General features: G+C 59.9%; 14 protein-coding genes and 1 pseudogene. 11 read left to right on the top strand and 4 right to left on the bottom strand.

What is annotated here, in order from left to right:
* From H6B10_RS04065 to H6B10_RS04055, 3 genes are all read left to right on the top strand, one after another.
* The coding region (locus H6B10_RS04065; protein ID WP_243427242.1) for an FAD-dependent oxidoreductase at positions 1–1,590 on the top strand (1,590 nt) is incomplete at its 5' end.
* A gap of 12 nt (positions 1,591–1,602) precedes the next feature.
* Positions 1,603–2,133, top strand: coding sequence for a DUF1097 domain-containing protein (locus H6B10_RS04060; protein ID WP_243427241.1), 531 nt, complete (start codon positions 1,603–1,605; stop codon positions 2,131–2,133).
* On the top strand, positions 2,130–2,918 hold the full coding sequence (locus tag H6B10_RS04055; protein ID WP_204649939.1) for a DAPG hydrolase family protein: 789 nt from the start codon (positions 2,130–2,132) through the stop codon (positions 2,916–2,918). The genes H6B10_RS04060 and H6B10_RS04055 overlap by 4 nt, the downstream gene beginning before the upstream one ends.
* Positions 2,919–3,043: 125 nt before the next feature.
* On the opposite strand, the gene H6B10_RS18835 is transcribed toward H6B10_RS04055, so the two are convergent.
* The 3 genes from H6B10_RS18835 to H6B10_RS04035 all read right to left on the bottom strand — a co-directional run bounded on the left by H6B10_RS18835 (position 3,044) and on the right by H6B10_RS04035 (position 8,532).
* Positions 3,044–4,369, bottom strand: a complete 1,326-nt coding sequence (locus tag H6B10_RS18835) for an ABC transporter permease subunit (RefSeq protein ID WP_204649936.1) — start codon at positions 4,367–4,369, stop codon at positions 3,044–3,046.
* Positions 4,370–4,747: 378 nt separating this feature from the next.
* Positions 4,748–7,105, bottom strand: coding sequence for a phosphoketolase family protein (locus H6B10_RS04040; RefSeq protein WP_204649933.1), 2,358 nt, complete (start codon positions 7,103–7,105; stop codon positions 4,748–4,750).
* A gap of 5 nt (positions 7,106–7,110) precedes the next feature.
* Positions 7,111–8,532, bottom strand: coding sequence for an FGGY family carbohydrate kinase (locus tag H6B10_RS04035; RefSeq protein WP_243427240.1), 1,422 nt, complete (start codon positions 8,530–8,532; stop codon positions 7,111–7,113).
* A 29-nt stretch (positions 8,533–8,561) separates the two neighbouring features.
* Between H6B10_RS04035 and H6B10_RS17950 the strand changes: the two are divergent.
* The 6 genes and pseudogenes from H6B10_RS17950 to H6B10_RS04010 form a co-directional block, all read left to right on the top strand.
* Positions 8,562–8,855, top strand: a pseudogene (locus H6B10_RS17950) (relaxase/mobilization nuclease domain-containing protein); the annotation flags it as partial.
* A 7-nt stretch (positions 8,856–8,862) separates the two neighbouring features.
* Positions 8,863–9,468, top strand: coding sequence for a DUF4368 domain-containing protein (locus H6B10_RS04030; protein WP_345941702.1), 606 nt, complete (start codon positions 8,863–8,865; stop codon positions 9,466–9,468).
* Between the two features lie 96 nt (positions 9,469–9,564).
* Positions 9,565–10,602, top strand: coding sequence for an IS1595-like element ISSag10 family transposase (locus H6B10_RS04025; protein WP_204649930.1), 1,038 nt, complete (start codon positions 9,565–9,567; stop codon positions 10,600–10,602).
* Positions 10,603–10,625: 23 nt separating this feature from the next.
* Complete coding sequence (gene lnu(C) / locus H6B10_RS04020) at positions 10,626–11,120, top strand: lincosamide nucleotidyltransferase Lnu(C) (RefSeq protein WP_019543803.1); 495 nt, start codon at positions 10,626–10,628, stop codon at positions 11,118–11,120.
* 762 nt (positions 11,121–11,882) lie between these two features.
* Entirely contained in the window at positions 11,883–14,576 is a 2,694-nt protein-coding gene (locus H6B10_RS04015; RefSeq protein ID WP_204649927.1) for a GH36-type glycosyl hydrolase domain-containing protein, read from the top strand.
* Between the two features lie 21 nt (positions 14,577–14,597).
* A complete protein-coding gene (locus H6B10_RS04010; RefSeq protein WP_204649925.1) occupies positions 14,598–17,009 on the top strand; it encodes a GH36-type glycosyl hydrolase domain-containing protein in 2,412 nt (803 codons plus the stop codon).
* A gap of 71 nt (positions 17,010–17,080) precedes the next feature.
* Here H6B10_RS04010 and H6B10_RS04005 read toward each other — a convergent pair whose 3' ends face one another.
* The gene (locus tag H6B10_RS04005) at positions 17,081–17,827 is read right to left on the bottom strand and encodes a helix-turn-helix transcriptional regulator (RefSeq protein WP_204649922.1); all 747 of its coding nucleotides are present in this window, start codon (positions 17,825–17,827) and stop codon (positions 17,081–17,083) included.
* A 278-nt stretch (positions 17,828–18,105) separates the two neighbouring features.
* Between H6B10_RS04005 and H6B10_RS04000 the strand changes: the two genes are divergently transcribed.
* Positions 18,106–19,515: an ABC transporter substrate-binding protein gene (locus tag H6B10_RS04000; RefSeq protein WP_204649919.1), complete on the top strand. Its 1,410-nt coding sequence runs from the start codon at positions 18,106–18,108 to the stop codon at positions 19,513–19,515.
* An 81-nt stretch (positions 19,516–19,596) separates the two neighbouring features.
* Positions 19,597–20,544 carry a carbohydrate ABC transporter permease gene (locus H6B10_RS03995; protein ID WP_204649915.1) on the top strand — a complete coding sequence of 316 codons (948 nt, stop codon included), beginning with the start codon at positions 19,597–19,599 and terminating at the stop codon, positions 20,542–20,544.
* Positions 20,545–20,644 lie beyond the last annotated feature (100 nt).

Below are 20,644 nucleotides of genomic sequence, written 5' to 3'. Positions count from 1 at the left end.
TTTGGGGTCCACATAGAACCGGGTCAGGGCCAGGCAGGCCCCGGCGGCACATTCCTTGCGGCGGATATGGGCGGCCACTTCGCTCTCAAAGGCGTCCAGGGCGGACAGCCCAAACCTGTTGAGGTGAAGATCATGAAAACCATCGAGACCGATGTTGTCATCGTAGCCGGCGGTCCCGCCGGTCTGGCCGCTGCCGTCACCGTGGGTGAGCAGGGGCTCAAATCCGTCCTGCTGGAAAAATCCAGCGCCACCGGCGGCGCCGCCAATATGGGCATGGGCCCCCTGGGCATCGATACCAAGATCCAGCGCGCCCAGTTCAACAACATCAGCGTGGACAAGGCCCTGCAGATGCACATGGAATACACCCATTACCGGGTGGACGAGGATCTGGTGCAGACCTACTTCCACAAGAGCGCCGACACCATCGACTGGCTGCAGGAGATGGGCGTGGAGTTTGCGGGTGCCTTCCGCTACTTCAAGGAATCCGAAGCCACCTGGCACATCGTCAAGCCGGAGAACGGCGTCATCGGCCCCCGCGCCGCGGGTGCCATGGTCAAGGTACTGACCGGGCGCGCCAAGGAACTGGGCTGTGACATCCTGCTGGAAACCCCTGCCACCAAGCTGATCGTGGAGAACGGCAAGGTCTGCGGCGCGGTAGCCGTGGACAAGGACGGCAACGGCATCGAAGTACGGGGCAAGGCCGTGCTGGTGGCCACCGGCGGCTTTGGCAACAACCCCGAGATGATCGAAAAAGAGTTCGGCCTGCACATGGGCAAGGACTACTTCCCCTTCCGCATTCCCGGCATCACCGGCGACGGCCTGAAGATGATGTGGGAAGTGGGTGCCGAGAAGTTCGGCCAGAACATCGAGGCCATCTACCAGCTGCCCGACAACCTGAACTGGTTCCTGCTGGACGCCGTGCTGCGCCAGCCCAACCTGATGATCAACCAGCTGGGCGACCGCTTTATGAACGAAGGCGACCTGGGCAACACCACCTACGCGGGCAACGCTCTGGCCCTGCAGCCCGGCAACTACGGGTACTGCATCATGGATGAGGGCATCCTGAAACAGTACAAGATCAACGGCCCCGACATTGTGGACATCGTCCACCCGGCCGAAGCCTTCCTGAACTTTGAGGGCCAGGCCAAGCTGGCGGTGGAACAGGGCTACGAAGCCTACTTTGAGGCCGAGACCATCCCCGAACTGGCCGAAAAACTGGTCATCGACGCCGACAAACTGCAGGCTACCCTCGACGACTACAACGCCATGTGCCGCTGCGGCGTGGACAGCCAGTACCACAAACCCCAGAAATACCTGCACCCCATCACCGGCAAGGGCAAGTATCTGGTGGGCAAATACTACCTGGGCGCCTACGGCACCGTGGGCGGCGTGCGGGTGAACAAGTACTGCGAGGTGCTCAACAAGGACCACCTGCCCATTGAGGGCCTGTACAGTGCCGGTTCCGACGCCAACACCCTCTACGGCGACAGCTACAACTTCACCCTGCCCGGCAACTCCATGGGCTTTGCCGTCAACTCCGGCCGCATGGCCGGCGAGGCCATCGCCCAGTACATTGCCGACTGCCGGTAACGGGGGCCGATGATGCGCAACAAACCGGAAACCCTGACCCTGGCCTTCTGCATTGCGCTGCTGCCGCCCCTGTGGGCGGTGGCGGCCCCCTACATCGGCGTGACCACCGGCGCCGTGGCATTGATCTGCGCGGGGCTGTGCGCCGCGAACGGCGACAAAGCCGCCGATGCGCCCAAGATCTCCGTCGGGTTTTTGCTGGGGGATTTCTGGGCCTGGCTGGCCCTGGTGGTCATGGCCAAACTGCCCCTGAACCCTGACCTGGAACTGTTTTTGACCCTCTTTGTCATGGGCGGCCTGGCAGTGATCATCTCGGGGTTGTTCCCCCGGTTGATCTTCTGCCCTGCCTGGCTGTGCGGCTGGGCCATCGGGCTGACCATTCTTTCCCCGGTGGGCCTTGCAGACCTGGGCAGCCTGCCGGTACAGATCGGCGCCGCCATGCTGGCGGGCGTATGGTACGTGGGGGTCTTTTTGAACATCGTGCGGGGCCGCCTGCTGGCCTTTTGGCGCAGCCGCCATCCCGCGGGAAAGGAGCAAACCCAATGAGCAAAAAAGTAGGCGTAAGCCATGAGGAAATGGCCCTGCCCTATTACAAATTCTTCACCCGTCCCCTGGCGGAAGTACCGGCGGAAAAGCTGGCGGTGCTGGCCGGCGGGCCCAGCCCGGTGCGGGCCGTGCCTTTTGCGGACCGCAATCTCTTTCTGAAAGGCGAGGACCAGGACTATTGCCAGACCGGCTACGGCGTGGCCGGGGACGGCACCGCCTTTGTGTGCAACGAAACCTACATGCCCGGCGTCACCACCGAAATGATGGACTGGTGGTTCCCCTGGCACAGCGTAGGGTCCGACCTGCGCTATAAGATCTGGGACCCCGAAGACCACTACTTTGCCCGGGCGGACAACTGCGCCTATGTGTGCGACCCCGCCGTGCCCATGCGGGAGAAAACCTGGGGCGTCAATCATTATATTATGGAGGATGTGGGCCCCGGTCCGGATTTTCTGAAACTCTGCTTCAAGAATCCCGCCGATTTCGGCTACGATGCCCCCGACACCGCCAACGGCCAGAGTATGGTCTGCGCCATTGGCGAAGGAGGCTGCCCCGCCGCCATGACCCATGTGTGGGCGCCGTATAAGGACGGCATTCTCTTCCGGTCCCGGTTCTGGATCGGCTACGCCCTGGTGGAGGGCGCATACCGCAAGATCCTGCCGGAAGGCGCCCGGGTGCCCGACATGGTGCCCAAGGGCCTGTTTGCCCACAACATCAAGGAATTTACCAACCTGGCGGCCATCCTGCCCGAACTGTATCAAGAATTCGGCAGCCAGCCGCTGTAAACCGCAGTCAAAAAGCCGGACCCGTAGGGGTCCGGCTTTTTGTGTTATATGGGGTCGGTTTTGCGCCGCGGCAGCACCGGCCCCACCCCGCAAACCGATGGTTCCGGGGTAGGTTTTTGGCAGGATCAGCGGCGGCCGAACTTGGCTTTGAGCCGCGGCCCCGCCACCTGAATGAGGATGACGAGGATGAGGATCACGCCCTTGATGGCGTCGTTGATGAGGGAATCCATCTTGAGGGCCACGATGATCTTGTCGATGACCGTATAGCTCATGGCGCCGAAAAGCACCCCCAGGCAGCGGCCCCGGCCGCCTGCCATGCTGATGCCGCCCAGCACCACGCTGGCGATGGCATACATCTCGTAGCTGTTGCCGGTGGTGGCCGGGTCGGCGCTGCCGTTCATGGCGATCCAGAGAAACGCCCCCAGCCCCACCAGCAAACCGCAGATGATAAAGACGACGGTTTTCATTACACTCACATGGATGCCCGCCAGCCGGGCGCCTTTCTGGTTGCTGCCGATGGCGTAGACCTTTTTGCCGAACTTGGTGCTGGTGGAAAGATAGACGAACACCGCCGTAAGGGCCAGCAGCACCAGCCCCACCAGAGGCAGGGTGGCAATTTTGCCGTTGCCGAAGCCGTAGAAGGGCTGGTAAGCGGCCAACCCGGTATCCATCTTGTACACCGAGGACCCGCCCCCGATGAGATCTTTCGGCAGGTGCTGGCAGAGGTACTGGGCCAGGGAGCGATAGATGAGCATGGTGGCCAGGGTCACGATGAAGGCGGGCATTTCCACAATGCCCACCAGCACCCCGTTCACAGCCCCCAGCAGCGCCCCGATAACGGCCGAATGACGGAAGATGTTCATGACGCCGCTCCAGGTCAGGCTCACATCGGCAAAGCCGGGGCCGGTAAGGTGCCGTACTTCCAGCACCGGTTCCCCGGTGGGCCGGGGAATGTACTGTGCCCCCTGTCCCGCCGGGTGGCCCACCATCTGCTCGGTGATGGTTTCGGGCGTGGTATCGGCAATGGCACCTTCTGCCACAAACCGGCCGTCGCTCAGCACCGTGTACCGGTCCGCAAAGGCAAAAACTTCCGGCATTTTGTGGGAGATGAACAGGAAGGAGGTGCCGTTCTGCTCTTTTAAACGGCGCAGAATGGCAAAGAGATGGTCCACTTCCTGTGTGTTGAGGGCGGTGGTGGGCTCATCCAGAATGATGAGCTTTGCCTTGCCCCGCAGGGCCTTGGCGATTTCCAGCAGCTGTTTCTGGCTGGTTTTCAGGTTGCGCACTTCCTCGGCGGGGTCGATCCGGACCCCCATGCCTGCAAACAGGGCGGCAGCTTCCCGGTGCATCCGTTTTTTGTCGATGCGGCCTAGCCGTCCCACCGGTTCCCGGGTGAGAAAGAGGTTTTCCGCCACCGTCAAGTCGTTGAACAGGTTCAGTTCCTGGTGCACAAAGGCTAGGCAGCATCCACGGAATAGTTGTTCCGTTCCAGAATAGTCGCCAGCGCCTTGGACAGCGCCTTTTCATCTTCCGCCAGTAAAAGTCTCATAGGGGGTTGCTCCTCTTTGCACCATATTTGTCCGTATAAAAAAGGGTTGTTTTTATACTCCCATTATAGCATGCTCCACGAAACTTAAATAGAAATAAAAATCAGGGGATTTTGCGGCGGGCGGGTAGCGGTGTACGAGTGGAAAACAAAAACCAACGCCCGGTTTTGTGCGGAGTGCACAAAACCGGGCGTTGTGTATCAGGCAAAAAGGCAGGCCAAACTGTACCCTGCAGCCGTCAGAACCGCGGATGCACCGTTTTCTTCAAGCTGTTGTTCCGGTTCAGTTTTCCCACTTCCAGTCCAGGATCTCGGGCAGGTCCTGGCCCACTTCGTGGATATAGTTCTTGTGTTCTACCAGTTTGTCGTTCATCTGCTGGATAAGGTAGGCGCCGCGGTTGCCCAGTTGGGGCAGATGCTGCACCACATCCTTGACCAGGTGGAAGCGGTCGATCTCGTTCTGCACGCGCATATCGAAGGGCGTGGTGATGGTGCCTTCCTCCTGGTAACCGTGGACGCTCAGGTTGCGGTTGGCACGGTCATAGGTCAGCTCATGGATGAGGGTGGGATACCCGTGGAAGGCAAAGATGATGGGCTTGTCCTTGGTGAACAGGGCGTCGTAGTCCGCATCGGTCAGGCCGTGGGGGTGCTTGGTGGCCGGTTCCAGCTTCATCAGGTCCACCACGTTGACCACCCGGATCTTCAGTTCCGGCAGGGCCTTGCGCAGGATGGTGACGGCGGCCAGGGTCTCCAGGGTGGGGGTGTCGCCGCAGCAGGCCATGACCACGTCGGGTTCCTCGCCCGCATCGTTGGAGGCCCAGTCCCAGATGCCTACGCCCTGGGTGCAGTGCTTGACCGCCTGTTCCATGGTCAGCCACTGGGGCCGGGGATGCTTGGAGGTGACCAGCACGTTCACATAGTCACGGCTGCGGATGCAGTGGTCAAAGCAGGAGAGCAGGCAGTTGGCATCCGGCGGCAGGTAGAGGCGCACCACATCGGCCTTTTTGTTGGCGATGTGATCCAGGAAGCCGGGGTCCTGATGGGTGAAGCCGTTGTGGTCCTGCTGCCACACGTTGGAGGAGAGGATCAGGTTCAGCGAGGCAATGCTCTGGCGCCAGGGCAGCTGGTTGCAGACCTTGAGCCACTTGGCGTGCTGGGCCACCATGGAGTCCACCACCCGGATGAAGCTCTCATAGCTGGCAAAGAAGCCGTGGCGGCCGGTGAGCAGGTAGCCTTCCAGCCAGCCTTCACATAGGTGTTCCGACAGCATGGAGTCCATGATGCGGCCGTCCTGAGCCAGGAACTCGTCCCCTTCCACGGTGGTGGAGTTCCAGTCGCGGTTGGTGGCCTCGAAGCACTTATACAGGCGGTTGGACATGGTCTCGTCCGGTCCGAAGATGCGGAAGTTCTTGGCGTCGTCATTGAGCTTGAACAGGTCGCGGATGTAGCCGCCCAGTTCGATCATATCCTGCTTTTCCACACTGCCGGGGGCGGGGAGGTCGATGGCGTAGTCCTTGAAATCGGGCGTGCGCAGATCCCGCAGCAGCTTGCCGCCGTTGGCGTGGGGGTTGGCCGCAATGCGGCGGTCGCCCTTGGGGGCCAGTTCCTGCAGTTCGGGGATCAGGGTGCCGTTTTCGTCAAACAGTTCCTCGGGATGGTAGCTGCGCAGCCATTCCTCGATCTGCTTCAGGTGTTCTTCCTGGTTGGGGGTGCCTACCGTAATGTCGATGGGCACCTGATGGGCGCGGAAGGTGCCCTCGATGGGTTTGCCGTCCACCACTTTGGGGCCGGTCCAGCCCTTGGGGGTGCGCAGCACGATCATGGGCCACTGGATATGCCCCATTTCTTCCCCGGCGCGGGCGCGGCGCTGGATGTCGTGGATCTCCTCGATGACGGTATCCAAGGTTTCGGCCATCTTGGCGTGCATGGTCATGGGGTCGTCGCCCTCCACAAAGTAGGGCTTCCAGGAGCAGCCCAGGAAGAAATGCTCCATCTCCTCGTGGGTCATGCGGCCGAACACCGTGGGGTTGGAGATCTTGTACCCGTTCAGGTGCAGGATAGGCAGCACGGCGCCGTCGCCTTTGGGGTTCAGGAACTTGTTGGACTGCCAGCTGGTGGCCAGGGGGCCGGTCTCGGCTTCGCCATCACCCACCGTCACCGCGCAGATGAGGTCGGGGTTGTCAAAGACGGCGCCGAAGGCATGGGCGATGGAGTAGCCCAGCTCGCCGCCCTCGTTGATGGAACCGGGGGTTTCGGGCGCCACATGGCTGGAGATGCCGCCGGGGAAGCTGAACTGCTTGAACAGGCGTTTCATGCCTTCCTCGTCCCGGCTGATGTTGGGGTAGACCTCGCTGTAGGTGCCGTCCAGGTAGGCGTTGGCCACAAAGAAGTTGCCGCCGTGGCCCGGGCCGGAGATGAGGATCATATCCTGGTCGTACTTTTTGATGACACGGTTCAGGTGCACATACACAAAGTTCTGACCGGGCACGGTGCCCCAGTGGCCCACGATCTTCTTTTTCACGTCATCACGGGTCAGGGGACGGCGCAGCAGCGGATTGTCCAACAGATAGAGCTGGCCTGCTGCCAGATAGTTGGATGCCCGCCAGTAGGCGTCGATCTTTTGCAATTCAGTCGAATTCATAGCAATCAGTCCTTTCCGGTTTTGATGGTATCTTCATGATACAACGTTCGCCGGACAGCGTCAAGCCACCCCGCATACAATGTGCGGCGTTCTGCTTCTTCCATGCGGGGCTGGTAGCGGATATAGGCCGGGCGGCCGAAATCCTTGCAGGCGCAAAGCCCCGCCCCCTGGGCCGCCGCACGCCCCGCCCCCAGGGCCGAAAGTTCCTGCACCGCAGGCACCGCCAGAGGCAGGCAGGCCAGATCGCTCTGGCGCTGCATCAGGTAGCGGTTGGCCGTGGGGCCGCCGTCCACCCGCAGTTCCGCCAGGGGCAGGGCGGCATCCCGGCCCATGCATTCCAGCAGGTCGGTGATCTGGTAGGCGATGGAATCCAGGCAGGCGCGGACGATTTCGGCCTTGCCGGTGGTGCGGGTGATGCCGGTGAGCAGGCCGGTGGCCTCACTGTCCCAGTAGGGAGCGCCCAGCCCGGTAAAGGCCGGCACAAAGTAGGTGCGGTCCCCCGGGTGGGCCTGCCGGGCCAGCTGTTCGCTCTCGGCGTCGGAGTCCAGCAGGCCCACATCCTTTTTCAGCCAGCTGATGACCGCCCCGGTATAGTTGAGGTTGCCCTCCAGCACATAGTTCACCCGGCCGGAAAGTCCCCAGGCCAGGCTGGTGACCAGCCCGCCGGTGCTCTCGATACAGGCATCGCCGGTCTGCATCATGACGCTGGACCCGGTACCATAGGTAGCTTTGGCGGTGCCGGGGGCAAAACAGCCCTGGCCCAGCAGGGCGCCGTGGCTGTCCCCCAATACACCGCAGACGGGCACCGCCCGCCCCAGAAAGCCCCCCAGGTCGGTGGTGCCGAACACCCCGTCCGACATATAGACCTGGGGCAGCGCCTGCGCCGGCACCCCGTACAGGGCGCAGAGTTCCTCGTCCCAGTGCAGGGTATGGATGTTGAACAGCCCGGTGCGGCTGGCGTTGGAATAGTCGGTGCGGTGTACCCGCTCCCGGGTCAGGTTCCAGAGCAGCCAGCTGTCCACCGTGCCGCAGCACAGGGTCCCGGCGTCGGCTGCCTGCCGTACCGCCGGGATATGTTCCAGCATCCAGGCCAGTTTGGGGGCACTGAAATAGGGCGAAAGAGGCAGCCCGGTCTTTTGCCGGACCATCGGGGCGGCATCGGCTAGCCGGGCGCAGAGGTACTCGGTGCCGAAGTTGCAGTGGGCCAGCAGCAGGCCGTCCACACCGGCGGCGCGGAATTTTGCCAGCATTTTCAGCCGGTCTTCCTCGCTGTACAGCAGGCCCTCCTCGTTGATATCGTCAATGTCCACAAAGTCCACCCCCAGCTCCCGCAGGCGCTGGGCGGTAAGGTTGCGGTATTTTACGGCGTCGGGCGCCGAAAAGATGCTGCGCCGGGTAGGGGCGTAGGCCAGTTTGATGGGTCGCATACGCAGTCTCTCTTTCTGTTTATCGTTGGGCCAGGATCAGGATATCCTATCTCACGCCGGACAGGACAAAGCCCATTACCGCCCGCAAGCTGGGCGACGATTTTGACCGCGCCGCTGTCCTTGCCGTTTTGGAGCAGAACGCCGCCAGAGCCGCAGAAAAGGCCACAGCCATACCCGAATACCCACGGCATGGGAAAACCGGCATACAGCCCGTAAAAGCCCCTCAATCCGCCCCGAGACAGGACGGTGTACAGCGCCTTGTGGACATCGAGCAGAAGATGGCCGAGGGCAAGGGCAAAGGCTACGAGCATTGGGCGAAGATATGTCCGTGTGGATTTTCTGGAGCAGGTGGTGTTAGGTGAGATCCGGCGGCTGACCAAGTTTGCCAGTCAATTCGAGGACGAGTTTGTAAAGGCCGTGATTGGACACTCCCAGCAGGTAGAGGCAACGGACCGCAAGCTGAAGGAGAAGGAGCTGAAAGCTCTGCAAGCCCGCGACGAGGAGCTGGACGGCCTGTTCGAGAGGATCTATGAGGACAATGCTTCCGGCAAACTCTCCGATGACCGCTTTGCCCGTATGTCGAGGCGGTACGAGGAGGAGCAAAAGGAACTGGCGGAGAAGATCAAGGCGCTCCGCGCTGAGATTGACAAGCAGAGCAGCCAGGTTATGACCACGGATATGTTCATCGCTCTGGTCCGCAAGTACACTCGCGCCCGCAAGCTGACGCCCCGGATGCTCAACGAACTCATCGAGAAGATCGAGGTATTCAACGCCGAGAAGGTAGACGGGGTGTGGGAGCAGCGGCTTCGTATCCACTACAACTGCGTGGGCGCCATCGAGATCCCCGACCTCATCCCGCTGCCCGCCCCGGAGGTGTCCGTAAACACAAGAAAGGGCGTAGTCGTCAACTACGCCCCATCCACCATCGCTGGATGAAATCAATAGGCTCTGTCACAACAAATGGTTGATTTTTGACGAGAAATAGCGTATAATAATAGTAAGAAACAGTACCACCGAAGGAGGTAATTGGATATGCCTACTATCAAAGACGCATTAGATATTATCGGTAAGTTGACTGTCGCAGAGCAGGAAAGCCTTAAAACAATGCTTTTAAGTCCTGCCTTTGTAAAGTCTTTGAATATTGAAGATTTCGTAGCAAAGGAACGCTTTGCAAATGGTCGTGTATGCCCTCTTTGTGGCTGTATCCATGTGGTTCGCAATGGTCATCGTAAAGATGGCACACAGCGATATGTATGTAAGGATTGTGGCAAGTCCTTCGTGATTGCTACGAACTCCATTGTGTCTGGTACAAGAAAAGACTTGTCCGTGTGGGAGCAGTACATTGATTGTATGATGAATGGCTTATCCATTCGTAAGACTGCTGTTGCTTGTGGGATTCACAGAAACACCGCATTCCTTTGGAGACACAAGATTTTGGATGCACTTCAGAATATGGCAGACGATGTTACCCTTGACGGCATTATTGAGGCTGACGAAACTTTTTTCGCCATCTCGTACAAGGGCAATCATAGCAAGAGTAAGACATTTGCTATGCCACGCAAGGCTCATAAGCGTGGTCATTCTACACATATCAGAGGCTTGTCCCAAGAAAAGGTATGTGTTCCTTGTGCGGTTAATAGGAATGGCTTGTCTATCTCCAAGATTACGAATACTGGTAGAGTTTCTACAAGAGATTTACATCATATTTATGATGGTAGGATTAAGACCAATTCCACTCTTGTTACGGACAAGATGAACTCCTATGTGAGATTTACAAATGCCAATGGCATTGACCTTGTGCAGTTAAAGACTGGCAAAGCCAAGAAAGGCATTTATAATATCCAACATATCAATAGCTACCATAGCCAGCTAAAGAGGTTTATGCGTGGCTTTAACGGTGTTTCTACCAAGTATCTGAACAACTATCTTATGTGGAATAACCTTGTAAATTACGCCAAAGAAAGCGACATGGAGAAAAGGAACATCTTCTTAACTTTCGTTTTGGCAACATTGAAAACTGCTAAATGCAGAGATTTATCAAACAGACCAGCAGTTCCTCTGGTCGCCTAATTAGAATTTGTGGAGATGATAAGATGGTCAATATAACAGATGTAAAACAGATTCTTCAATTTGCAATAGATGCGGAGATTAAAGTCTTTCTTGATGGTGGCTGGGGTGTAGATGCTCTTCTTGGATATCAGTCAAGAGCCCATAATGATATTGACATTTTTGTAGAAAAGAACGATTATCAGAACTTTATAGAAATAATGAAAGCTAATGGCTTTTATGAGATTAAGATGGAATATACAACATTGAACCATACTGTATGGGAAGATTTGAAAAACAGAATTATTGATTTGCATTGTTTTGAATATACGGACGAAGGTGAAATTCTTTATGATGGGGATTGTTTTCCGGTAGAAACTTTTTCGGGTAAAGGAAGAATTGAGGAAATAGAGGTTTCCTGTATTGAACCATATAGTCAAGTAATGTTCCATCTGGGATACGAGTTTGATGAAAATGATGCACATGATGTGAAGTTATTGTGTGAGACACTTCATATCGAAATTCCAAATGAGTATAGATAACTGCAAATAACAGTTTGTAGGGGAGTTCTGATACTCCCCTATAAAAATGGCTATTTATCAACTGTTTGTTGTGACATAGCCAATCAATAAAAAAGACGAGTGTTCTTACAGCGTTTCAAATGCTATAAGAACACTCGCCATGGTGCGGCCGAGGGGATTCGTCGAGCCGCGCCTTAAAAACAGTCCGCAGGACTGTTTTTACCCGCCGGGACGCTGACGGCGGGCACAGGCTGTTCGAATCCCCCCTTTGCAGTATCCTGCACAATTTCATACAAAATAAAAAGAGCAGTGCCCAAAAAAGCACTGCTCTTGGTGCGGCCGGGGGGATTCGAACCTCTGGCCTTTGGAGTCGGAGAACTGTGACGGACAGGCAAATAGCATGAACCAGCGCCGGAAATTGTGTGGTATGCACAACTTCCGGCGCTGGTTGTGGTGGTTATAAAAGAATGTTGGGACGTAAAAAATGATATACGGAACCGGCTGGGAGGAAGGAGTGGTCAGATGGTGGTCAAGTCAGCGGCTGCACAAAAGGAACATTTTCTTTCCTGCGCCGTTTTCTCGTACTTTCTTGTGCTTTTTGTCAAGTTTTTTTCATAAAGCCGCCGCAAAAACAGGTTTTTTTGCACAATGTCATGAATCTGACATTTTTGCATGCTTTGTTGTTTTTCGGTTCGGGAAATTTCGCTATGATGGTACCAAAGACAGACCCGCGGCAGCTTGTCCGGCCTTACCGGACGCAAAAACGCAACAAGGAGGAATACCATGCAGCATCCCCATTTTATCGATGCGGACGGCAGCTTCACACTGGACCGCCCCGAAGAGATCAGCCAGCTGTACTTTCCGCTGGCTTCCGAAGCCGGGCTGAAGAGCTGCGTTTCGCCGGACCTGGGCGGCGACGCCAAGCTGGACCAGGAGACCTTTCTGCTGGAACCGGTGAGCGTGGAAAACCTGCACAACAACCGCTCCACCCGGAATTTCTGGCTGGTGGGGGCGGACGGCACCGCCTTTTCGCTGACCGGCGCCTCGGCCGCCCAGCAGGCGGTGAAGTTCACCCCCGCCCAGGACGACAGCCGCCTGACGGCGGGCTTTATGTGGCACACTCTGGAACGCACACTGAAACCGGCGGGGGTGCATGCCACCCTGACCAGCTTTGTGCCGGTGAGGGACAATGTGGAAGTGCTCTGCGTCACGGTGGAAAACATCGCCGACAGCACCCTCACCTTCACCCCCTACGGGGCGGTACCCCTCTACGGCCGCAGCGCCGACAACCTGCGGGATCACCGCAACGTGACTTCCATGCTCCACCGCATCCGCACCACCGCCCACGGGGTGCGGGTCTGCCCCACCATGTCCTTTGACGAGCGGGGCCACCGGCCCAACCAAAAAGTCTACTATCTGCTGGGCTACGGCGCCGACGGCCAGGCCCCGGCAGCCTTCTACCCCACGGTGGAGGAGTTCATCGGGGAGGGCGGCAGCTTCACCCATCCCCGGGCGGTGCTGGAAAACCACCCCGGCGTGCCGGCGGGAGCCTGCCGCGCCGGACGGGAGGCCATGGGCGCCTTCCGCTTTGCTCCCCTGACCCTGGCCCCCGGTGCCTCGGCCCGGTACATCCTGCTGCTGGGGGTGGAGGAGAGCGACGAGGCCATCGACCGTCTCTTTGTCCGGTATGACACCGCCGCCAAGGTGGACGCCGCCCTGGCCGAGACCCGCCGCTACTGGAAGGAGAAGGTCAACGTGACCTTTGCCACCGGCGACGCCGACGGGGACCGGCTGATGAAGTGGGTCTGCTTCCAGCCCTACCTGCGGCGGCTCTTCGGCTGCTCCTTCCTGCCCCACCACGACTACGGCCGGGGCGGCCGGGGCTGGCGGGACCTGTGGCAGGACTGCCTTTCCCTGCTGCTCATGGAACCCGGTCCGGTGGGCCGGATGATCGAGGCCAACTTCGGCGGCGTGCGGGTGGACGGCACCAACGCCACCATCATCGGCGCCGGGGACGGCAACTTCATCGCCGACCGCAACGGCATTGCCCGGGTCTGGATGGACCACGCCCTCTGGCCCCAGATGACCACCCAGCTCTATCTGGACCAGACCGGCGACCTGGCCCTGCTGGACCGCAAGGCCCCCTACTTCAAGGACCCCCAGGCGATGCGGGGCAACGGCATCGACGAGGCCTGGGCCCCCGAACAGGGCAGCTGGCAGCGCACCGAAGCCGGGGAGGTCTACCGCGGCACCCTGCTGGAACATCTGCTGCTGCAGCAGCTCACCGCCTTCTACGACGTGGGCGAACACAACCTCTACCGCCTGCGGGGGGCCGACTGGAACGACGCCCTGGATATGGCCGCCGACCGCGGCGAGAGCGTGGCCTTCACCTGTGCCTACGCGGGCAATCTGCGGACGCTGGCGGCCCTGCTCCGCCAGCTGGACGGGCGCAGCCCCGGCGGCAAAGCGGAACTGATGGAGGAACTGACGGTGCTGCTGCGCCCCGGCCAGGACTACGACGACCGGGCGGGCAAGCGGGCACTGCTGGGGCAGTACCTGGAGCGCTGCCGCCACACCCTGAGCGGCCGCACCGTGCGGGTGCCCCTGACCGACCTGGCCGACGACCTGGAAAAGCGGGCGGACTGGCTGACCGGCCATCTGCGCCGCCAGGAATGGATCGACGGCGGCGAGGAGGGCTGGTTCAACAGCTACTACGACAACGACGGCCAGCGGGTGGAAGGGTTCTTCCCCGCCGGTGTGCGGATGATGCTCACCGGGCAGGTATTTGCCGTCATGGGCGGGGTGGCCGACGAGGAACAGGTGCGCCGCATCGTGCGCAGCGCCGACCACTACCTCTACCGCCCCGAGATCGGCGGCTACCGGCTGAACACCGATTTCGGCGAACTGAAATTCAACCTGGGCCGGATGTTCGGCTTTGCCTACGGCGAGAAGGAGAACGGGGCTGTCTTCTCCCACATGACGGTGATGTACGCCAACGCCCTCTACCGCCGGGGCTTTGCCAGGGAGGGCTGGAAGGCCCTGAAAACCCTGGCCGACGCCGCCCTGCACTTTGAGACCAGCCGCATCTACCCCGGCATTCCCGAATACTTCTCCACCGACGGGCGGGGGGTCTACCACTACCTCACCGGCGCGGCCAGCTGGTTCATGCTGACCATGATCACCCAGGCCTTCGGCGTCCGGGGCGAGGCCGGGGACCTGCTGCTGGCCCCCCAGCTCACCGCCGAACAGTTTGATGAAACCGGCACCGCCGAACTACGGCTGACTTTTGCGGGCCGCCCGCTGACGGTGCGCTACCATAACGCCGCCCGCAAAGAGGCCGGCAGCTACCGCCTGGGCGAAGTCCGGTGCGGCGACACCGCCGTGACCCCCGGCGCCGACGGCACCGTGAAGCTGCCCCGCGCCCTGGTGGAGCAGCTGCCCGCCGAGGGCGGCCTGATCACGGCGGAACTGGTATAAAAACAAGGAGGATTCTTCCTGATGCAATACGGATATTTTGACGATGCCCACCGGGAGTACGTGGTCCAGCGCCCCGATACCCCCGCCCCCTGGGTGAACTATCTCGGCTCGCCGGAGTACGGCGCCATCATCTCCAACAACGCCGGCGGCTACAGCTTTGCCAAGTCCGGCGCCAACGGCCGCATCCTGCGCTACGTCTTCAACCAGTTCGACCGCCCCGGCCGCTACCTCTACCTGCGGGACAACGCCAGCGGGGATTTCTGGTCGGCTTCCTGGCAGCCGGTGGGCAAGGACCTGCAGGACTATGCCTGCGAATGCCGCCATGGCATGGGCTACACCCGGATGCTCTCCGACTATGCGGGTATCCACGCCGAAGCGGTCTACTATGTGCCCAAGGACAGCGCCCATGAAGTCTGGGAGCTGACGGTGACCAACACCACCGACGCCCCCCGGGAACTGACCCTGACTGGCTACGCGGAGTTCACCAACCACAACAACTACGAGCAGGACCAGGTGAACCTGCAGTACTCCCTCTTCATCAGCCGGACGCTGTTTGCGGGCAACCGCATCACCCAGCAGATCCACGGCAATCTGGACGCCCAGCCCGCCGACGAACTGGTGGACGGCAAGAACGTCACCGAGCGGTTCTTCGGGCTGGCGGGTGCCGAAGTGGCCAGCTACTGCGGCGACAAGGAAGCCTTCCTGGGCCGGTACCATGACTACGGCGACCCCCAGGGGGTCATTTCCGGCGACCTGGGCGACGTGCTGAGCTACAACGAGAACGCCTGCGGCGCCCTTTCCTGTGTGGTGAAGCTGGCCCCCGGCGAAAGCCGCACCGTGGCTTTCCTTTTGGGGATGAAGCCCTCTGAGGAGGCCGCCGCCCTGGTGGCGGGCTACGCCGACCCCGCCCCCCGCTGCGCCGCCGAGGTGGAGGCCCTGAAGCAGGACTGGTACGGACGGCTGGACCATCTGCAGGTCCACACCCCCGACGACGCCTTCAATACCATGATCAACACCTGGAACGCCTACAACTGCTTCATCACCTTTGTGTGGAGCCGGGCGGCTTCGCTGATCTACTGCGGCCTGCGCAACGGCTACGGCTACCGGGATACGGTGCAGGACATCCAGGGCATCATCCATCTGGAACCGGCCATGGCCAAGGAGAAGATCCGGTTCATGCTCTCCGCCCAGGTGGACAACGGCGGCGGCCTGCCCCTGGTAAAATTCACCCACAACCCCGGCCATGAGGATACCCCCGACGATGCCTCCTATGTGGCGGAGACCGGCCACCCGGCCTACCGCGCCGACGATGCGTTGTGGCTCTTCCCCACCGTCTATAAATATGTGGCCGAGACGGGGGACAAAGCCTTCCTGGACGAGGTGATCCCCTTTGCCAACAGGGACGAGGGCACCGTCTACGAGCACCTGAAGCGGGCGGTGCAGTTCTCGCTGGATCATCTGGGCCCCCACGGTCTGCCCGCCGGGCTCTACGCCGACTGGAACGACTGCCTGCGGCTGGGCGCCAACGGTGAGTCCACCTTTGTGGCGCTGCAGTTCTACTATGCCCTCGAGATCCTGCGCCGGTTTGCCGCCGACCGGGGGGACGAGGCCGCCTGCCGCCATCTGGAAGAGACGATGACCGACACCGCCCGGAAGATCCAGGATCTGTGCTGGGACGGCGACCGGTTCATCCGCGGCTTTACCGAGGAAGGCCAGCGCATCGGCGCCGCCGCCGACCCGGAGGCCAACCTTTGGCTGAACCCCCAGAGCTGGGCGGTCATCAGCGGGCTGGCGGACAAGGACCAGGCCGACCGGGCCATGGCCCAGGTCTATGACCGGCTGAACACCGCCTACGGCGCGGTGCTCATGGACCCGCCCTACCACGCCCATGCCTTTGAGGGCGCCCTGGCGGTGATCTACAACCCCGGCACCAAGGAAAATGCCGGCATCTTCTCCCAGTCCCAGGGGTGGCTGATCCTGGCCGAAGCCCTCTGCGGCCACGGGGACCGGGCCTTCACCTACTTTACCGAGAACGCCCCCGCCGCCCAGAACGACCGGGCGGAAGTGCGCCGCCTGGAGCCCTACTGCTACGGCCAGTTCACCGAGGGCCCGGCCAGCGCCCACTTCGGCCGCTCCCAGGTGCACTGGCTCACCGGCACGGCGTCCACCGTCATGGTGGGCTGCGTGGAGGGCATCCTGGGCCTGCGCCCCGACCTGAACGGTCTGCGGCTGGCCCCCGCGGTGCCTGCCGCCTGGAAGAGCTTTACCATGGACAAGGACTTCCGGGGCAAAAAGCTGCACATCCGGGTGGAAAATCCCCAGGGCAAGGAGAGCGGCTTTGCCAGCCTGACCCTCAACGGGGAGGCCCTGCCCGACAACTACCTGCCTGCCCACAAGCTGCAGGCCGAAAACGACATCTTGCTGGTGCTGTAAATCTTCATCCGGCATCTCCCTCCAAAGGAACAGCCCCCGCCGTATGGCGGGGGCTGTTTCTTATGCGTTTTTCAGTCGTCCCAGGGGTTCAGGCGGCTTTCGTCCCGGTACTTCTTGGGGGTCATGCCGGTGACTTCGCGGAACTGCTGGATGAAATGGCTCTGAGAGGAAAAGGCCAGCTGGTTGGCAATGTCGATGAGGGAACTGTCGCTGAAGCGCAGCAGGTTTTTCGCAATTTCGATCTTCTGCTGGCGGATGTAGGACGACACCGACAGGCCGGTCTCCTTTTTGAACAACCGGGACAGATAACTGGCGGACACCCCCAGTTCATCAGCCAAATCCTCGATGGTGATGCGCTCCTTGATGTGGGCGTAGATATAATCCTTGCTGGCGTTGATGTGCTTGGAGTTGGTGTCGCTGCGCAGGTTTTTGCGCATCTTTTTGGTGTAATCCATCACCATCTCATCATGCAGGGCGCAGACCTCGTCCTCGGTATGCAGATCGTCCAGTTTTTGAATGTAAAAATCACTGAGACGGAAGGCCTGTTCCAGTTCCATTCCATGCTGGCCGCACAGCCGGGTGACCATAGCCGTGGTGATGACAAAATGATATTTCAGATTCATCACCGGGTCCCGGGAAAGCTGGCCCACACCCTCATTCTCTCTAAAGCGGCCCTGTTCACAGTTTCGGCGCACATAATCCACATCGCCCCCGGCTACCGCGCTGTAAAACTGGAATTCTTCCCCGGGGTCCCGATGTTCTATCTCGTCGGTTTCGTCGTTCGCCTCCAGAAGCAGCCATTCTTTTTGGTAGCTCATGCCTGTAACTCCTCTCTCTTTTGGAGTTGCCGTATGCGTTGCCCCCGAAAGGCGCCGGGAGCATATTGTTGTTTTTATTATACTACGAACCGGACATTCCCGCAACGGGCCCAACGTCGGCAAAATGTCAAAACGCCGCATTTTGGACAAAAAGCAGTCATGGATTTGATATTTTTTGTTCGATTCTAATATATCCCGTCGGGACCAGAGCAGTATAATAAGGCCACGATAACGGAATCGGTACTCCAAGGGGGTACTACCAAATAGGAGGTATTTGCATGAAAAAAAGAGTTGTTTCCCTGCTGATGGCCACGGCAATCAGCGCAAGCCTGCTGGCTGCCTGCGGCGGCAGCAGCGCCGGTTCGTCCGCTGCCACCGGCGAGACCGGCGGTGACGCTGCCGCTGCCGGCGGCACCGAAGGCGCCGTCATCAACATCTACAGCTGGAACGACGAGTTCCGCACCCGTCTGGAAGCCGTTTACCCCGAGGTGGAGAGCACCTCCGACGACGGCACCGTCACCAAGCTGAAGGACGGCACCGAAATCCACTGGGTCATCAACCCCAACCAGGACGGCGTCTACCAGCAGAAGCTGGACGAGGCCCTGCTGAACCAGGGCACCGCCGCCGATGACGACAAGGTGGACATCTTCCTGTCTGAGACGGACTACGTCTTCAAGTACACCGATGCCGACGCCGATGTGGCCATGCCGCTGACCGACCTGGGCATCGACCCCGACACCGACCTGGCCGACCAGTACGCCTTTACCCGTACCACCGCGTCCGACCAGAACGGCGTGCAGCGCGGCTCCACCTGGCAGTGCTGCCCGGGCCTGCTGGTCTACCGCCGGGACATCGCCAAGGATGTCTTCGGCACCGATGACCCCGCCGCCGTGGGCGAAAAGGTCAAGGACTGGGATACCCTGAAAGCCACCGCCGCCGAACTGAAGGCCAAGGGCTACTACACCTTCGCCTCCTACGCCGACACCTTCCGCCTGTACGGCAACAGCATCTCCCAGCCGTGGGTGACCGCCGGCGAGACTACCGTCAAGGTGGACCCCCAGATCATGAACTGGATCAAGGATTCCAAGGAATGGCTGGATGCCGGCTACTTCGACAAGACCGTCAAGGGCCAGTGGAACGATGACTGGAACAAGTCCATGAGCTCCTCCTCCAAGGTCTTTGCCTTCCTGCTGCCTGCCTGGGGCATCGACTTCACCCTGAACCCCAACTGGGACGGCGAGACCGGCGCCTGGGGCGTCACCAATCCCCCGCAGGAATACAACTGGGGCGGTTCCTACATCCATGCCGCTACCGGCACCGACAACCCCCAGCACGTCAAGGACATCATCCTGGCCCTCACCTCCAACAAGGACAACCTGATCAAGATCTCCCGGGATTATCAGGACTTCACCAACACCGTCAGCGGCATGCAGGAAGCTGCCACCGACGCCTCCTTCGCCTCTGAGTTCCTGGGCGGCCAGAACGCCTACGAGTACTTTGCCCCTGTTGCCGAAAACATCAAGATCGCGCCGCTGTCCTCCTATGACCAGGGCTGCGTGGAGCTGATCCAGAACGCTTTCAGCGACTACTTCCAGGGCAACGTGGACTACGACCGTGCCAAGTCCAACTTTGAGACGGCCATCAAGGAGCGCTACCCCGACATCACCGAGATCCAGTGGGCAGAGTGATCTGCCCCAAGCAGACTACGGAATGAAAACCGGCTGCCGCACCCCGGTGCGGCAGCCTTTTCCGGAAAGGAACGGTGACTTATGAACAAGAAAAAACAACATCGTCTCAGTTACGCCAAATGGGGCTACATCTTCATCCTTCCGTTCTTTGTGGCCTTCTTCATCTTCTCGCTGATCCCGCTGGTGGACACCGTGCGGTACAGCTTCTATGAATACTACCGCTCCGGCATCAAGGAGATCGGCCCCACCTTCATCGGCCTGGAAAACTATGCCGAGCTGCTCAAATCCGACATGGTCGGCTACGCCGGCAACACCCTGATCCTCTGGCTCATCGGCTTTGTGCCCCAGATCGTCATCGCTCTGCTGCTGGCCAACTGGTTCACCGATGTGCGGCTGAAGATCCGCGGCAAACAGTTCTTCAAGATCATCATCTATCTGCCCAACCTGATCATGGCCTCTGCCTTCGCCATGCTCTTCTTCGCGCTGTTCTCCACCAATGGGCCCATCAATTCCATCCTCATGTCCATCGGGCTGACCGATACCCCCATCGACTTCATGGGCACCACCTTCGGCACCCGGTCCCTTGTCGGGTTGATGAACTTCCTGATGTGGTTCGGCAACACCACCATCATGCTGATGGCCGCCATCATGGGCATCAGCCCCGATATCTTTGAGGCCGCCGAACTGGACGGCTGCGGCAGCTTCCGGCGGTTCTTCTCCATCACCCTGCCGCTGATCCGCCCCATTCTGGCCTACACCCTCATCACCTCCATCATCGGCGGTCTGCAGATGTTCGATGTGCCCCAGATCCTCACCAACGGCCAGGGCAACCCCGACCGTACCTCCATGACGCTGATCATGTTCCTGAACAGCCACCTGAAGAGCCGCAACTACGGCATGGCCGGTGCCCTGTCGGTCTACCTCTTCATCGTCAGCGGCATCCTCTGCTTCTTTGTCTACCGGATGACCAACGGCGGCGATAACACCGCCAAACCCCGGAAGCACGCCAAAGGAGGAACCAAAGCATGAAACATATCAAAGACAAACGGGCGGAAACCGTCCTGGCCTATCTGGTCCTCATCGTCCTGTCCTTCCTGTGCCTGTTCTTCTTCTACATCCTGCTGGTGAA

This window comes from Gemmiger formicilis (genome assembly GCF_016901605.1).
Classification (GTDB): domain Bacteria; phylum Bacillota; class Clostridia; order Oscillospirales; family Ruminococcaceae; genus Gemmiger; species Gemmiger formicilis_B.
This window is presented reverse-complemented; position numbering and strand designations above follow the sequence as displayed.

Excerpts from the sequence above, each read along its gene's own strand:
- H6B10_RS03995 (WP_204649915.1), top strand. The coding sequence starts at position 19,597 with ATGAACAAGAAAAAACAACATCGTCTCAGTTACGCCAAATGGGGCTAC.
- H6B10_RS04040 (WP_204649933.1), bottom strand. The coding sequence starts at position 7,105 with ATGAATTCGACTGAATTGCAAAAGATCGACGCCTACTGGCGGGCATCC.
- H6B10_RS04055 (WP_204649939.1), top strand. The coding sequence starts at position 2,130 with ATGAGCAAAAAAGTAGGCGTAAGCCATGAGGAAATGGCCCTGCCCTAT.
- H6B10_RS04035 (WP_243427240.1), bottom strand. The coding sequence starts at position 8,532 with ATGCGACCCATCAAACTGGCCTACGCCCCTACCCGGCGCAGCATCTTT.
- H6B10_RS04000 (WP_204649919.1), top strand. The coding sequence starts at position 18,106 with ATGAAAAAAAGAGTTGTTTCCCTGCTGATGGCCACGGCAATCAGCGCA.
- H6B10_RS04025 (WP_204649930.1), top strand. The coding sequence starts at position 9,565 with ATGCCTACTATCAAAGACGCATTAGATATTATCGGTAAGTTGACTGTC.
- H6B10_RS04015 (WP_204649927.1), top strand. The coding sequence starts at position 11,883 with ATGCAGCATCCCCATTTTATCGATGCGGACGGCAGCTTCACACTGGAC.
- H6B10_RS04010 (WP_204649925.1), top strand. The coding sequence starts at position 14,598 with ATGCAATACGGATATTTTGACGATGCCCACCGGGAGTACGTGGTCCAG.
- H6B10_RS04060 (WP_243427241.1), top strand. The coding sequence starts at position 1,603 with ATGCGCAACAAACCGGAAACCCTGACCCTGGCCTTCTGCATTGCGCTG.
- H6B10_RS04005 (WP_204649922.1), bottom strand. The coding sequence starts at position 17,827 with ATGAGCTACCAAAAAGAATGGCTGCTTCTGGAGGCGAACGACGAAACC.